We start from the raw sequence: 13,305 nt of genomic DNA on the forward strand, positions 1-13,305 counted from the left end.
TACGGCTCGCCGACGACATCTGGCGCCAACTCGACCGACTCACACAGCTCTTGGACCTGTCGCCCGCACGAGACTGCACAGATTCTCGGCAGGGTGCTCGACTACGACGCGGGCGTGCTCGGACGAGTCACCGAACTGGTCGCCGCCGCATCCCGCTACGCCCAGGACCACTCTCAGCGGGGCAACCTGCCTCCCGAGGTGTGGCTGGCCCTGGGCCGCGCGGCCAATGAACTCGACAACATCAACGAGGACCTCAACGAGCACACCGGCACGATGAAACAGCTCGCCACGCCCGCCGTCCCGTCCACCGGCCCGGTGGCGCCGCCCGCCGGATCGGCGATGGTCGTCAGGCGGCACCGGTGAGACAGAACAGGCAGTGGGCCGGCCGGGGCTCCGCCGATCAGCAGGCCCAGCAGCACTACCTCGTCGAGCCCCGTCATCTCGCAGGTGGCGGCGACCTGCGCTACGTCACCGAGTACCTGCGCGCCTCCGGATGGAAGGACAAGTCCAAGAGCGGCCGACCGGCCGTCTTCGACAGCCCAGACAAGTCCGTGCGCATCGGATATGACCCGTTCACCCAGCCCGGCGGCTGGACGATCAGCGGGAAGCAGACCGCGCACCAGGAAGCGTGGCACGCCACCTTCGGCCGGCAGACTCCCGTCGAAATCGTCGCCGGTGTCACCGACGCCCTGTTCAAGGAACGCAAGGCGCACGCCCCCAACGTGTGGGAGCCCCTGCAGCAACAGGGCTGGGTTACCGAGCGAGGCCAGCACTTCACCGCCCACAGCCCGGACGGAGATGCCTTCGTCCGCTTCCACCAGTCCGGCCCCGGCCAAGCACACTGGTGGGCCGGCGCCCGCAATGAACACGGCCGGGTGTGGGAGGCGACGTTCACGCCGACCACCCCGATGCACTTGGTGCAGGCGTTCAGCACGGCGCTCGCGGATCCGCAGCCGGTGATGCGGCCGCTTGGCCACGTCCCGCTCTCCCAGCGGATCCGCACCACCTCCGTGTCCGTCCTGCCGTCCCAGCTCGGCGCGTGGCAGCAGGCCCGGATCGCTGCGGCCCGTGCCGCTACCTGGGCGGGCAACGCCTTCGCCACCAACAAGGCCCGCACGCCTGGACCGGGCGCACGCCCGTACGCCAAGTCGGGGCGGATGCGGTGAGCCACGAACGCTTCTACTCCCGCGTCAACGGCCCGACCCTTCACCAGTTCAACCACGTCCGATGGCTGGACGAGGTCACACCACGGCATCTGGCCGGTGGCGGCGACCCGCGGCACGTGACCGAGTACCTGCTCGCTTCCGGGTGGAGCAACCATTCGGTGCCTGGCTATCCGCATGTCCTGCTGGACAGTCCCGACCACCGGCTGCACCTCACGCTGGAACCCGAGGCCGACGAGTTCATGGCCTCCTGGCGCATCCACCCGGCAGAGGACCGTGCGTGGTCTGCCCAGTTCGGCGGCAACACGCCTGTGGAGATCATCGCGGGCTTCACCGACGCCCTGAACAGCGCAGGCCCACGGCCACAAGAGGCAGATCTGTGGCGCCTTGCCGCCGACCGGGGGCGGGCCATGCAGCTGGCCGGCAGCGAGCGGGCCGCTCTGTCCCCGGATGAGACCGCCTGCCTGGCCCGCGTCTCCTCCCTCGCCGAAACACCCATCTGGCGCTGGACGGTCCAGGTCTCCGTACCGCGTTCCGACGGACGGCACCGGTGGATCTGGAACGCCTCCATCGACGAAGCCGCTCCGCCCGCCGCGCTCACGGGGTTCGTCGCCGCGCTCACCGATCCCGCCCCGCTGCTCCGCGGCGAGGGACAGACACCGGGCTCCGCCTTCGGCTTCCTCTGACTCCCACCGGAGCCTCGGCACACCGCAACAGCACCGCCTGCGCCACCTGCAGCGGCTCAAAGACGTTCAGCGCCGCGGCCCCATCGAACAGTCCCCGCCGACACCGCCCCCTGCTCAGGGGCCGCCACGCCACCGCACGCACTGCTGACCCCGCGCCCGCCCAAGACGACCGCCCCCCCTAATTTCCCCTTCACGCAAGGACGTTGATGCCCCACCCCTGTGTTCCCCGCGACGACCAGGTCGCGCAGGCGACCGCCACCCTGGCCCTGGTCAAGGACTACCTGCGCGCCAACCCGCCCGTATCCGATGTGCTGCCGCTGCTCGCCAGCCTCCTCGACGAGGCCACCGGCGTCCCCATCCTGCTCGGCGACGTCCTGCGCAGCGCCGCCCGCCTCGTCGCCCAGCAGGCCACCAGCCCCGAGACCGACGAGATCCGCCTGGTCATCACCGGGCTCCGGGAAGCCGCCCAGGAGGCCACGGACTGGCATGTCCTGCACTGGGACGTGCAGCGCCTGAACGGCCACGCATTCGAGCCCGCAGGTTCGCCGACGACGTCGTGACCCTCCCCTACATCGCCAGCAAGGCCGACGACCCCTGGTCCCGGATCTGGTTCGACACCAGCCCCCGTCATCTCGCCGGGCCCGGCGACCCGCGCCATGTCACCCAGGCACTGCGGGCCGGCGGCTGGAAGAACTACGCCGACCCGGAGTTCCCCCACGTCGTTCTGGCCAGCCCCGATTACCGTCACACGCTCGTGCTCGAGCCCGCTGCGGACACGTACTCCTCCTGGTGGCGGATCTCCTCGGAGCGCTGGCATGCGTCGTTCGGCGGCAACACGCCCGCCGAGATCATCGCCGGATTCACCGACGCCCTCCTGCTCCCCGCACCGGCCGCGGAGCAGGACGTGTGGCCGACACTGCAAGCAGCGGGCTGGATCCACGAGCGCGACGAGCGGGGCAACGACAGTGCGCGCCACCCGGACGGCGTCACCACCATGGAACGGCGGGCGACGCTGACCAGCGACTACTTCAGCTGGACCGCCGACGTCGCGCTCCCCACCGGGCTCGGCGGCCACCAGCGGCTGTGGCACGCGTACTTCGACGACCGAACCCCCCGTCACCTGCTCGCCGCCTTCGCCACCGCCCTCACCGACCCCGCACCCGTGCCGCGCGGCCACTACGACGTCCCGCACTCCCACCTGGTCACCCAGGTGGAACGGGGCGCCCAGGGCGAGCAGCTGGCCGCCGCCCATGACGCACGTCTCAAAGCCGTCCGGGCCGCCGTCCGCAAGGCCCGCCCGAGCGCCGCGCCGAACACCCGCCCCGCGCCGGCACCTGCCACCGAGACGGCTGCGGCGGCACGGGGCCGCTGAACCGCGCGTACCCACGCCCCACCGCGCCGCGCTTCCATCAGAACTGCACGCCCAAAGGCCCCTCTTGACCATTTCACTTGAACCCGCGAGCCCGGCGCACCGGCTCTACCTGAGCCAACTCGCCATCTACCTGCGGCACAGCAGGCAGATCCTCGCCGCCTGGGACGCCTACTACGACAAGCACTCCGGCCCGGAGGCGTTCCAGCCCTACGACGAGAACGCGTACGGCCGGCGCCCGCAGCAGCGCGACTCCGACACCCTGAGCGCCTTCGGCCGGGTATACCACCACGCCGACGAGCTGGTGCACGTCGCCCAGCAGCAGCTCGCCCAGCTGCCCGTCTCCGGCCGGACCCGGCGCTACGCCTGGCAGGTGCGGGAGCTGCACGAGGCCACGCAGCTGCTGTACGCCGTCCACGACGACTGGCTCGCCGTGCGCCGCGCACTGCCCGAGACCGCCAGGCCCGGAACGAAGGCGTTCGAGGAACCGCTCGCCGAATGCTACGCGGAAGCCTGGTCCTACCTCGACCAGTGGGCGACCCACGGGCAGGCACTCTTCGCCGTCAACGCGCTCACGCAGCATCAGTCGCAGGTGTCCTCGCCGCTATCGGCCGCGGCGCTGCCCGTGCCCAAGGCCGCCGCAGCGTCGTCTTCGGCCCGGAGGTGACGCCCGTGAGCGACACCGTCGAGCAAGCCTTCATCACCCCGCGGCATCTCGCGGGCGGTGGAGACCCCGGGTGGATCACCGTTCCGCTGCACCGTGCCTCCGGCTGGAGCTACGGACACGACCCGCTGATGCCGCGCGTCCTGCTCACCAGCCCGGACCAGCTCACCCAGCTCCGCCTGGACCCTGCCCCGGACGAGCCGGACTGGTGGACCATCCGCCATGCGCGTTCCGCAGATCACCCCGGCTGGGCGGCCACCTTTCAAAACCGCACTCCCGTCGAGATCATCGCCGCCTTCACCGACGCCTTGACCGACCCATCCGGTCCGCCCACCACAGCACCCGACCCCTTCGCCCCGCTGCGGGGGGCCGGCTGGGTCACACCTCACCACCTCGGCGGCCTCGCCTCGCCCGACGGCGTCGCACGCGTCGAACAGCTCGGCACCCCCGGCAGCGACCTGTGGCACATCGAAACCGGGGTGTTCCAGGACCCGACGATCTGGCGAGCCGTGTTCACCGGCACCACCCCGCCCCACCTGATCACCGCCGTGACGCAGTCGCTCGCCGACCAGACCCCCATCACTCGTGATCCACAACGGGTCCCGGGATGGTCCCGCAACCGCATGACCGTGCACCTCCATCACGTCCCCGCGCCGGACATCGCCTTCGCCCTGGAGCGACGCGTCAGCGCCCTCGCCGCCCGGCACCGTCCAGCGACCGCTGCCCCGCCCGTGCCTCCCAGCCCATCACCGCGTCGCACCCGCTGACCGGCCCCGTGCACGCCGTACTCCTCACCCCACGTACCTGGAACAACCCTTGCCCCAGCCCTCCTCCACCTCGTCCACCGACGGCTACGACATAGCCTTCCGCGTCCTGGGCGCCCTCCTCGCCGTCGCCGTCCCGCTGTCCAACCTGGCCTGGCTGGGCGGCAACCTCACCGCCTGGGCCACCGACACCGGTCCCCGCGCGCCCTATCAGCCCGTGCAGGCCCTGCTCCATCCCGATCAGCTTTGGCCCCACCTCGGCGAAACGTCCCTGCTGTGGGGCACGCGCATCCTCCCCGGCGCCGTACTGCTCTCACTCGGGATCACCGCCGCCGTGCTGTACAAGCGGCACAAGGACGCCAGCGGCAGGCGCAAGAAACGCGTCGCGGGGATGGCCAAGCAGCGGGACATCGAACCGCTCATGTCCAAGGCCATCACCAACAAAGCGCGTTCGCTGCGCCCGAGCCTGAAGGACGCCAAGCACATCGACGCGGCCGACACCGGCATCCTGCTCGGCAACCTCCAGGGCACGAAGCACGAAGTGCGCATGGGGTACGAGGACGTCGCCGTCGCCATCATGGCGCCGCGCTCCGGCAAGACCACCTCGCTGGCGATCCCTTCCATCCTCAACGCACCCGGTCCCGTCCTGCTCACCTCCAACAAGGCCGCGGGCGACGCCTACACAGCGACGCTCGACGCGCGGGCGGCGGTCGGCCGGACCTGGTCGATGGATCCGCAGCAGATCGCCCATGCCGAACGGGCCATGTGGTGGAACCCCCTCGCCGACGCCAAGACCCTCGACGGCGCCGGCCGCCTCGCCGGCCACTTCCTCGCCGCCAGCGTCGACGCCTCCCAGCAGGGCGACTTCTGGTCCAAGGCCGGGTCCAACATCCTCAGCCAGTTGCTCCTGGCCGCTGCGCTGGCCGAGCGGCCGATCACCGACGTGATGCAGTGGCTGGCCTTCCCCGCCGACCGGACCCCGCTGGACATCCTGCGGGACCACGGGTTCGCCGCCGTCGCGGCCCAGTTGAAGGGGACCGTGGAGGGGCCGCCGGAGACCCGCGACGGGATCTACGAGACGGCCCGCCAGTACGCTGCCGCGCTGCTCAACAGCGAGATCGCCGCGTGGGTGACCCCGCAGAAGGACGTGGCCGAGTTCAAGCCGAGCGAGTTCGTCACCTCGAAGGACACGCTCTATCTGTTGTCGAAGGACGGCGGTGGCGGCGCCTCGGCCCTCATCGCCGCGTGCGCGGACAGCGTAATGCGGGCCGCGACCGCCCAAGCCGAACGCGCCGGCGGACGCCTCGACCCGCCCATGCTGGCGATCCTCGACGAGGCCGCGAACGTCTGCAAGATCTCGGACTTGCCCGATCTGTACTCCCACCTCGGCAGTCGCGGGATCATCCCCGTCACGATCTTGCAGAGCTACCGGCAGGGCCAGAAAGTCTGGGGCGACGCCGGCATGGACGCCATGTGGTCCGCCTCCACGATCAAGGTCATCGGGTCCGGAATCGACGACCCCGACTTCGCCGACAAGCTCTCCCGGCTGATCGGCGATCACGACGTCGAGACCACCTCCACCTCGACCTCCGAGTCCGGCAAGTCCACGTCCGTCAGCATGCGGCAGGAACGGATCCTGGCCGCCGACGCCATCCGCGCCCTGCCCAAGGGCACCGCGCTCGCGTTCGCCACCGGCATGCGCGCGGCCATGCTCGACCTGCGCCCCTGGTATCTCGAGCCCGGCGCCGACGACCTGTCCGCCGCCTCCGCCCGCGCGTCCAAGGGCATCACCGAGCGTGCCGTCGCCAAGGCCGCCCCGAAGCAGTCCGACTTCGGCAAGGCCGCATGAGTGCGACACCACGACGCGCTCAACCTTTAGCCCGCTGGCAGTACCGAGCCTGATCCGGCGGTGCAGAGGTCACGGCGAGCCCCGAACGCCGCGCCGATCGGCCGGGCTTGGCGAAGCCGCGCACCACATATGGCCAGCAAGACGATCCACCACGCCTGGAACCGCCCATGCCACAGATCCACGACGTCCCCGACGACTGGAACCCCGCTCACCGCTGCTGCCTGGAATGCGGCAACAGCGCCCCCGACGTCACACTGCGGGCAATCACCCACCCCGCAACGAACCACCAGGCTCTCGCCTGCACCCGGCACATCTCGCAGGTGTCCGCCGTCCTCGATTCCTTTGCATCCGCGCCGGGAGCACCGGCCGAGCAAGCGCCGGCGCCACTACCCTCGCCGCCCGGTTCGCCCGGCCAGTCAAGACATCGCTGACCGCCCCCGCCCCTGGGAGACGCACTGCACACCTACACCCATCGATCTGCAGGACATGGAACCGCACGAAGCCGTGGACGCGGTCGCCGCCGACCTGCGCGACCACCAGATCCCCGGCGACCGGCACGGCCTGTTCACCGCCAGCCGCCACATCGAGCTGTTGTGCACCCTCGCCGGCCGCCTGGCATGCGAGGCCGGGTACCTCCACAACCACGACAGCGCAGGCGGACCGGCCACGCCATCGGCCGAGAACCTGAGCCAGACGGCGGCGCACGTGGGGCGCGCCATCGCCCACTACACCCAGGCCCTCGCCCCGCTCGTCACGCTCGCGCAGCCCGGGTCACAGGCCACGCTCCAAAAGCAGCTCGACGCGATCGACCTGCACAGCCGCCTGCGTGTCCACCTCGACGACGCCGGTCGGGCCATGGCCGAAGCCCGCGCTTGCCTTCGCCCGCGCCGTTCCACGACACCCCCCGCGACCGCCACCGTGCCCGTGCGGGCCCCGACCGTACGACGCCGCTCATGACCACGCCGCCCGCCGAATCCCTGTTGTTCGACGTGCCGACACCCGTCGAGCGGCTGCTCCACCTCGCTGGCCAGTACACCCGGCACAACGACGCGCTCGACCTCCACCTTCGCGCTGCGACCGAGCCCGAGCCGCACGCCCATGCCGCCTCCGCGCAGCGACTGGCGGCCGACACCCGCATGGCCGTCCGAGCCATCCACGGTCAACGGCTATACAAGAGCACCGAGTTGGCGGAGACCGTTGCGCGGCTGAAGCAGCTCGCCTTTCTCAGCGCCGCATCAGCGGACCACGGCGTGCAGGTGGCGCATGAGCTGACCGCCCTGGCTCCCGAGACCGCGGTGGGCTGCGCAGTGAGTCTCGCCGCGGACACGCGGCGCCGTCGCGGGGCGAGCATCATCGCGCCAGGTGTACGGCTCACTTCCGACCAGCACTCAGCCCTGGCGCAGATCGCCTGCGGTCACGTCGTGGCCAGCAGCTCCCTGGGACGGGAGTTCACGCGCTCCCGCGAACCCAAGGTCCTGATGAGCATCCTGCGGACGCTGGAGTCGAAGGGCTTGGCCGAACGCACCCCGAACTCCGCACTACCCGCCTACCGCGGCGGCCCGCCCCAGGACCGCGTACGCCTCACACCCGCCGGCATCACCGCCCTCGCCGTCGGCATCGCAGCCGCCTGCGCCGCACGCTCGCCTGGTTCATCGCCCGTCGCCCCCGCGGCCTGGTCGCCGCCGCGATCCAGTACGGCCACGTTCGCGTCAACATGACCCTCGGCTACTCCGGCAACTACGCCTCCGGCTTCCCCGACGACCTGGTCTTCGAGGAATGGCTCGCCCGCCTCGAAGCCCTCGCCGAAGCCCACGACCAGCTCCAGGCCGGCGAGCACATCAGCGGCCCCGCCGCCGACACCTACCGCCACCGCGTCGCCGCCTCCGCCAAGTTCACCGGCCGCATCCTGCGCACCACCCGCGAAGCCCACGCCCTGCTCACCAACCCCGACCTGCAGATCTTCCCCGGCCAGGGCATGACCTGCGTCCTCGACCCCGCCCGCGCCGCCTGCCGACTGAGTGCGGACGAACGCAGCAGTCGCCGCACCCCCGACATCGACGACTGCAGACCCTCCTGCGTCAACATCGCCCGCACCGACCGCGACATCGCGTTCGTCCAGGCCCGCCACGACGAACTGCAAGTCGTCGTCGACGACCCGCTCACCCCACCCATCCGCCATGCCCGGGAACATCACGAGCTCGCCCGACTCAAGCAGATCATCACCGCCCACCAGGAGACACGAGCGTGAGCATCAACCGCGAAGCCGAACGAAACGCCATCCAAACAGCGATCCAGCGCCTCCTCGCCGGCGCCCCCACCCGCTCAACCGGAGCCCTCACCGTCGTCCAACTCGCCGCCGAAGCCGGAGTCAAGCGGTGGGTCCTCACCCACAAACACCCCGACCTACGACAGGAATTCGAAGCAGCCCGAGAGAGTGTCAACGGAATTCCCGCCGCATTCCAACGCCTCCAGGCCAAAGCCGACGACCTCGAAGCCGCGAACAGCCGGCTACGCCAGCACAACAACGAACTGACCGAACGAAACGAGATCTATGCCCAAGTCATCCACGCTCTCACCACCGAACTCACCGAACTCCGCCAAGACCACGCACTCCCCACGAACGTCCACCGCCTCCCAACCGCGACCACAGCACCACCACGGACATGACGCTCCGGCGCTCTGACCGGGAAGGTTCGCCGGGTTGGCACGTCACGCGCTCCGCAAGCACGGCCGTTTCAAGATCGCTTGAGAGACGCCTGATGTGGCGCGGGGCGCGTGTCGGCTGGCAGAACGTAGCGGAGCTCCGGTAGGACGAGGGTTCTCACACCGGTGGCGGCGGTGTTGGCCATGGCAGCGGGGGCGGTGGTGGCTGGGATACGGTCTTTCTCCGCCATCGCGAGCTGGATCTCGGACGTGCCGGGTCCGTGGTGCCAGTGCCGTACGGACGCGCGGGCGCGCGGCTGGTCGCGCCGGAGCCGCCGTCGCGCAGCACGGTGTGGCGGGTGGCCACGGGCGCGGACGCGTCGGCCCTGGACCGCGTGGTCGGCGGCTGGCTGCTGGAGCGGGCCGCGGAGCTGGACGCGGGGACGGACTGCGGCGCACTGACCGCGTGGAGCGTGGACGGCAAGGCCCTGCGGGGCGCGAAGCACGGTGCGGACACGGAGGTGCGGCTGTTGGCGGCCGTGGAGCATGGCCGCCAACTGGTCGTGAGTCAGGTGCAGTTGGCCAAGAAGAGCAATGAGATCCCCGCCTTCCGCGAGCTGTTGAAGGGGCTGGCCGCGCAGGCCGGCCTTCAGGACGTGGTGTTCACGGCAGACGCACTGCACACTCAGCACGGGCACGCCCGAGCCCTGCACGCGGTCGACGCGGACTTCGTCTTCCAGGCCAAGGGCAACCAGCCCCGGCTGTTCGCCGCGCTCGACGCGCTGGGCTGGGACGCCGTGCCGGTCGGCCACGAGGCCACCGTCCGCGGCCACGGCCGCGTCGTGCGGCGCACCATGCAGGTCATGCCCAGCACCACCCGATCTGCCGTTCCCACACGTCGAGCAGGTCTTCCTGTGCGAGCGCTACGTCCACGACCTGCAGGGCCAGCCGGTCAGCGCGGTCGCGGTGCTGGGCGTCACCAGCCTCACCGCCGCCCGCGCCGGAGCGGCCGAACTCGCCGGCCTGGTCCGCGGGCAGTGGCAGCAGGAGGTGCTGCACTTCCTGCGGGACACCCTCTACACCGAGGAAGCCTCCCGCGTCCGCACCCGCTCAGGCCCCCGCGTCATGGCCACCCTGCGCAACCTCGCATCGGCGCCCACCGCCTCGCCGGCCGCACCGGCATCACCGAAGCCACCCGCTGGGCCGGCCGGGCCATGCACCGCCCCTTCGACCTCCTCGGACTCCCGCATGGATCTTGAAACGGCCGTGACTTCGCGGGCGTGGCTGCCAGCGTCAGCGCATGGCTGTTCAAGCGCGCCGTACGCCGCATCCGGGGCCGCTTGGCCGCGCTGTGCTCCGCGCGGCGTCGTGGTGATCTGTTAGCAGTCGTCGGAGCCAAGTCCGTCGCGAGATGCCAGTTCGATGCCACGGATGCCACGGAGCCACGCCGCCAGCATGTAGAGCGCGCCAGCGCATGCAGCGCACCAGCCCCATCCCTCGGTCACGAGCGTGTGGAACCCGTCGTGCGCCTGGATGTAGATAGCCAGAGAACCCACGCACAGCGCGATGCCCGAGTTGGTCCGCGTCTTCACCGCCAGCAACCAGTCGACCGGCCGCCACAGCGGGGAGACGGCATCGTGCACGCGGAACCGAACGGCCGCAACGATAAATCCTGCGGCGTCGAGGAGCCGCCTACGACCCGCAACTTCGAGCCCTTCCTCGGGCGCTCCTGCAAGGTGCGCGTGCCACTCATCTGCGATGGAGCGCCGACCGGCGCCCGCGAGTGAAATTGCGGCAGATGTCAATCCGTTCGCAACTGCGCCAGAAACTTCACCCTTTGTCCACCGTCGCAACCGGCGCGAAGGAACGCGCATAGAGTGGCCATCCAGGAAGCGAACCGCCTCTTCCAATTCGCCCCGGAACAAACGGACCTTTGGCTTGAGCTCTAGGTATCGAGCGTTGCGCTGCTCCCAAGTCTCCCACTTGCCCTCGAACCACCAATCCAGCGCGGCAGCATCCGCTGGATCATTGGGATTGAAGTGACCTTCGCACTGGACGGCCATGGCCGCCATGGCGTCTGCCCACAACTTCTCGCGCTCGCGCTCGGCCGTGGTCTCTAGTGGCTGAAATTCTTTCATAGCGGCGCTGAACGCGACGTGCGCTCCCCTAATTGCGTCCATCGCCTTGACCACCTTGAACTTTGACGCCCCTTCCAGCAAGATCGCCAGGTGGAGGCCGATCGACGCGCACAGAAGTGCCAGATTGCCCACGCTGGGGTCGTGGGTGACGCGGAGCGATGCCCAGTACAAAGCAAGTGCACACCCTAGGGTTGCCGTCCCATAGGCGAGTACGAAGGCTGCGAGTGGACGCATCAGTCTCGTCATGCTGAGCCCCCGGCAAAGCCAGGCAGCGCGAAGCGCCGGGCGCGACGTGCTTCTAGAGCCTCGGACGCCTGGAGGCGACCGCCACCCGTGAGCAAGTAATAGGTCCGAGGGGGACGCCCGGGGTGCGGCTCGGCCTCGGTCCAGGTGGTCACCCAGCCAAGGCCCTTGAGCCTGTCGAGAATCGGGTACACGGTGCCGGAGCCGAGATCAGCCTCACGGCAGATGCTAAGGCCCCACGCCGGAGAGTCGTCCCTGGAGGCGAGCAGCACCTCCAGTACGGCGATGGTCGGCTTGGTCAGCCTAGGGACTGTCATGTCGTCAGTTAACCATGTGTCGAGTACGAGTGTCGAGTACGAGGTATGGGAGTCGGGTCTGTTCGGAGGGTGCACTGCGCGCACCGAACAGACCAGTCGGCCCATGGCCGAGTAGGGTCGTAGGTCTGGGTGCTGGCGGCCATGCCCATGGAGCGCCCGGGCGGCGCTGGATCTGTACAGCCAGCAGCCGTCGGCCCTCCTCCCGATGTGTCACTTCGCCGAGTCGTCGCCACAGGACTGGACTGGCTTTACCTCGGGCATCGAGTCACGGCCGTTTCAAGATCCATGCGGGAGTCCGAGGAGGTCGAAGGGGCGGTGCATGGCCCGGCCGGCCGCCATCCGTGGTGAGCTCCAGCTTGCAAAGCGCAGTCGGGAAGTGAAGACCCACCCCGCGCAGTCTGCCGACTCAACAGCGACGAACACAGCAACAGCCGCACCCCGACATGCCCTTCGCACCGCGATCCAGCGCCTCCTGGCCGGAACCCCCACCCGCTCGGCCGGCGCCCTCACCGTCGTCCAACTCGCCGCCGAAGCCGGAGTGAAGCGGTGGATCGTCACCCACAAACACCCCGATCTGCGACAGGAATTCGAAGAAGGCCAGGAACCCGCAACGGAATTCCCGCCGCGTTCCAACGTCTCCAGGTCAAAGCCGACGACCTCGAAGCCGCGAACAGCTGGCTACGCCAGCACGACAACGAACTGACCGAACGAAACGAGATCTATGCCCAAGTCATCCACGCTCTCACCACCGAACTCACCGAACTCCGCCCAGACCGGACCCTCCCGAGGAACGTCCACCGCCTCCCGACCGCGACCACAGCACCACCACGGACTTGGCGCTCCGGCGCTCCGCACCGAAGCGAGGATGCAACAGCCCCGAACAGGTGACAGAGGTGCGGGAGTCCAATCCAGCACCCTCCTCGCCTTGTCCGCCGCAGGCGCCCTTCCCACGGTCGACTACGCGATATTCGCCGACACCGGATGGGAACCCCGCGCCGTGTACGCGCACCTCGACCGCCTGGAGCGCGAGATAGCCGCCCCGGCCGGCATCCCGGTCCTGCGCGTGTCCACCGGCAACATCCGCGACGACGCGCTCGACCCGCACCACCGGTTCGCCTCAATGCCGCTCTACATCCTCAACCAGGACGGCAAGGCCGGGATGACCCGGCGGCAGTGCACCGGCGAGTACAAGATCAAACCGATAAAGAAGCAGGTCCGCGCTCTCCTCGGCTACCCCTACCCCGCCCGGATCCCGCGGGGGGTGTTCGTCGAGCAGTGGGTCGGCATCTCGACCGACGAGTTCCACCGCGCCAAGGACGCGGACGTGAAGTACATGCGCAACCGGCACCCGCTCATCGACATGGGCTGGTCGCGATCCGACTGCATCCGCTTCCTGACCTCGCTCGGGCTGGCCGACACACCGAAGTCGAGCTGCGGACCGTTCCCTATTGAATCTTCGTGTTGCAGCG

16 protein-coding genes and 1 pseudogene are annotated in these 13,305 nt (G+C 69.7%); 15 read left to right on the forward strand and 2 right to left on the reverse strand.

Features of this window, described 5'->3' with window-relative positions; translation table 11 throughout:
- Positions 1-93: 93 nt before the first annotated feature.
- The 13 genes from C4B68_RS07745 to C4B68_RS41030 all read left to right on the forward strand — a co-directional run bounded on the left by C4B68_RS07745 (position 94) and on the right by C4B68_RS41030 (position 10,397).
- Positions 94-363 carry a hypothetical protein gene (locus C4B68_RS07745; protein WP_306510889.1) on the forward strand — a complete coding sequence of 90 codons (270 nt, stop codon included), beginning with the start codon at positions 94-96 and terminating at the stop codon, positions 361-363.
- Positions 360-1,166 (forward strand): SPDY domain-containing protein, encoded by an 807-nt coding sequence (locus C4B68_RS07750; RefSeq protein WP_099498659.1) that lies wholly within the window; start codon positions 360-362, stop codon positions 1,164-1,166. Before C4B68_RS07745 ends, C4B68_RS07750 begins: the two co-directional genes overlap by 4 nt.
- Entirely contained in the window at positions 1,163-1,849 is a 687-nt protein-coding gene (locus C4B68_RS07755; RefSeq protein ID WP_240634240.1) for an SPDY domain-containing protein, read from the forward strand. Before C4B68_RS07750 ends, C4B68_RS07755 begins: the two co-directional genes overlap by 4 nt.
- 206 nt (positions 1,850-2,055) lie before the next feature.
- Positions 2,056-2,409: a hypothetical protein gene (locus C4B68_RS07760; protein WP_099498660.1), complete on the forward strand. Its 354-nt coding sequence runs from the start codon at positions 2,056-2,058 to the stop codon at positions 2,407-2,409.
- A complete protein-coding gene (locus tag C4B68_RS07765) occupies positions 2,406-3,221 on the forward strand; it encodes an SPDY domain-containing protein (protein WP_099498661.1) in 816 nt (271 codons plus the stop codon). Before C4B68_RS07760 ends, C4B68_RS07765 begins: the two co-directional genes overlap by 4 nt.
- Positions 3,222-3,285: 64 nt before the next feature.
- Entirely contained in the window at positions 3,286-3,885 is a 600-nt protein-coding gene (locus C4B68_RS07770; RefSeq protein WP_240634242.1) for a hypothetical protein, read from the forward strand.
- Between the two features lie 5 nt (positions 3,886-3,890).
- A complete protein-coding gene (locus tag C4B68_RS07775; protein ID WP_306510891.1) occupies positions 3,891-4,649 on the forward strand; it encodes an SPDY domain-containing protein in 759 nt (252 codons plus the stop codon).
- Positions 4,650-4,698: 49 nt separating this feature from the next.
- Positions 4,699-6,495 (forward strand): type IV secretory system conjugative DNA transfer family protein, encoded by a 1,797-nt coding sequence (locus C4B68_RS07780; RefSeq protein ID WP_099498663.1) that lies wholly within the window; start codon positions 4,699-4,701, stop codon positions 6,493-6,495.
- 486 nt (positions 6,496-6,981) lie between these two features.
- Positions 6,982-7,452: a hypothetical protein gene (locus C4B68_RS07785; RefSeq protein WP_099498664.1), complete on the forward strand. Its 471-nt coding sequence runs from the start codon at positions 6,982-6,984 to the stop codon at positions 7,450-7,452.
- Entirely contained in the window at positions 7,449-8,213 is a 765-nt protein-coding gene (locus tag C4B68_RS07790; protein ID WP_099498665.1) for a hypothetical protein, read from the forward strand. The genes C4B68_RS07785 and C4B68_RS07790 overlap by 4 nt, the downstream gene beginning before the upstream one ends.
- Positions 8,210-8,743, forward strand: a complete 534-nt coding sequence (locus tag C4B68_RS07795) for a hypothetical protein (RefSeq protein WP_180289138.1) — start codon at positions 8,210-8,212, stop codon at positions 8,741-8,743. Before C4B68_RS07790 ends, C4B68_RS07795 begins: the two co-directional genes overlap by 4 nt.
- On the forward strand, positions 8,740-9,162 hold the full coding sequence (locus tag C4B68_RS07800) for a hypothetical protein (protein ID WP_099498666.1): 423 nt from the start codon (positions 8,740-8,742) through the stop codon (positions 9,160-9,162). Before C4B68_RS07795 ends, C4B68_RS07800 begins: the two co-directional genes overlap by 4 nt.
- A gap of 266 nt (positions 9,163-9,428) precedes the next feature.
- Entirely contained in the window at positions 9,429-10,397 is a 969-nt protein-coding gene (locus C4B68_RS41030) for an ISAs1 family transposase (RefSeq protein WP_167459043.1), read from the forward strand.
- A gap of 120 nt (positions 10,398-10,517) precedes the next feature.
- On the opposite strand, the gene C4B68_RS41275 is transcribed toward C4B68_RS41030, so the two are convergent.
- Positions 10,518-11,408, reverse strand: coding sequence for a hypothetical protein (locus C4B68_RS41275; RefSeq protein WP_143674213.1), 891 nt, complete (start codon positions 11,406-11,408; stop codon positions 10,518-10,520).
- A gap of 110 nt (positions 11,409-11,518) precedes the next feature.
- Positions 11,519-11,836, reverse strand: a complete 318-nt coding sequence (locus C4B68_RS07820) for a PadR family transcriptional regulator (protein WP_099498670.1) — start codon at positions 11,834-11,836, stop codon at positions 11,519-11,521.
- A 319-nt stretch (positions 11,837-12,155) separates the two neighbouring features.
- Here C4B68_RS07820 and C4B68_RS41280 point away from each other — a divergent pair, with 319 nt between their 5' ends.
- Entirely contained in the window at positions 12,156-12,539 is a 384-nt protein-coding gene (locus C4B68_RS41280) for a hypothetical protein (protein ID WP_143674215.1), read from the forward strand.
- 162 nt (positions 12,540-12,701) lie between these two features.
- A pseudogene (locus C4B68_RS43060) lies at positions 12,702-13,271 on the forward strand (hypothetical protein); the annotation flags it as partial.
- Positions 13,272-13,305: the final 34 nt, after the last annotated feature.

Origin of the sequence: Streptomyces dengpaensis (genome assembly GCF_002946835.1) — a bacterium.
Lineage (GTDB): Bacteria > Actinomycetota > Actinomycetes > Streptomycetales > Streptomycetaceae > Streptomyces > Streptomyces dengpaensis.

What these genes read in the sequence shown, in the direction of transcription:
- C4B68_RS07760 (WP_099498660.1), top strand. Translation starts at nt 2,056, where the DNA reads ATGCCCCACCCCTGTGTTCCCCGCGACGACCAGGTCGCGCAGGCGACC.
- C4B68_RS07785 (WP_099498664.1), top strand. Translation starts at nt 6,982, where the DNA reads ATGGAACCGCACGAAGCCGTGGACGCGGTCGCCGCCGACCTGCGCGAC.
- C4B68_RS07790 (WP_099498665.1), top strand. Translation starts at nt 7,449, where the DNA reads ATGACCACGCCGCCCGCCGAATCCCTGTTGTTCGACGTGCCGACACCC.
- C4B68_RS07795 (WP_180289138.1), top strand. Translation starts at nt 8,210, where the DNA reads ATGACCCTCGGCTACTCCGGCAACTACGCCTCCGGCTTCCCCGACGAC.
- C4B68_RS07820 (WP_099498670.1), bottom strand. Translation starts at nt 11,836, where the DNA reads ATGACAGTCCCTAGGCTGACCAAGCCGACCATCGCCGTACTGGAGGTG.
- C4B68_RS41280 (WP_143674215.1), top strand. Translation starts at nt 12,156, where the DNA reads ATGGCCCGGCCGGCCGCCATCCGTGGTGAGCTCCAGCTTGCAAAGCGC.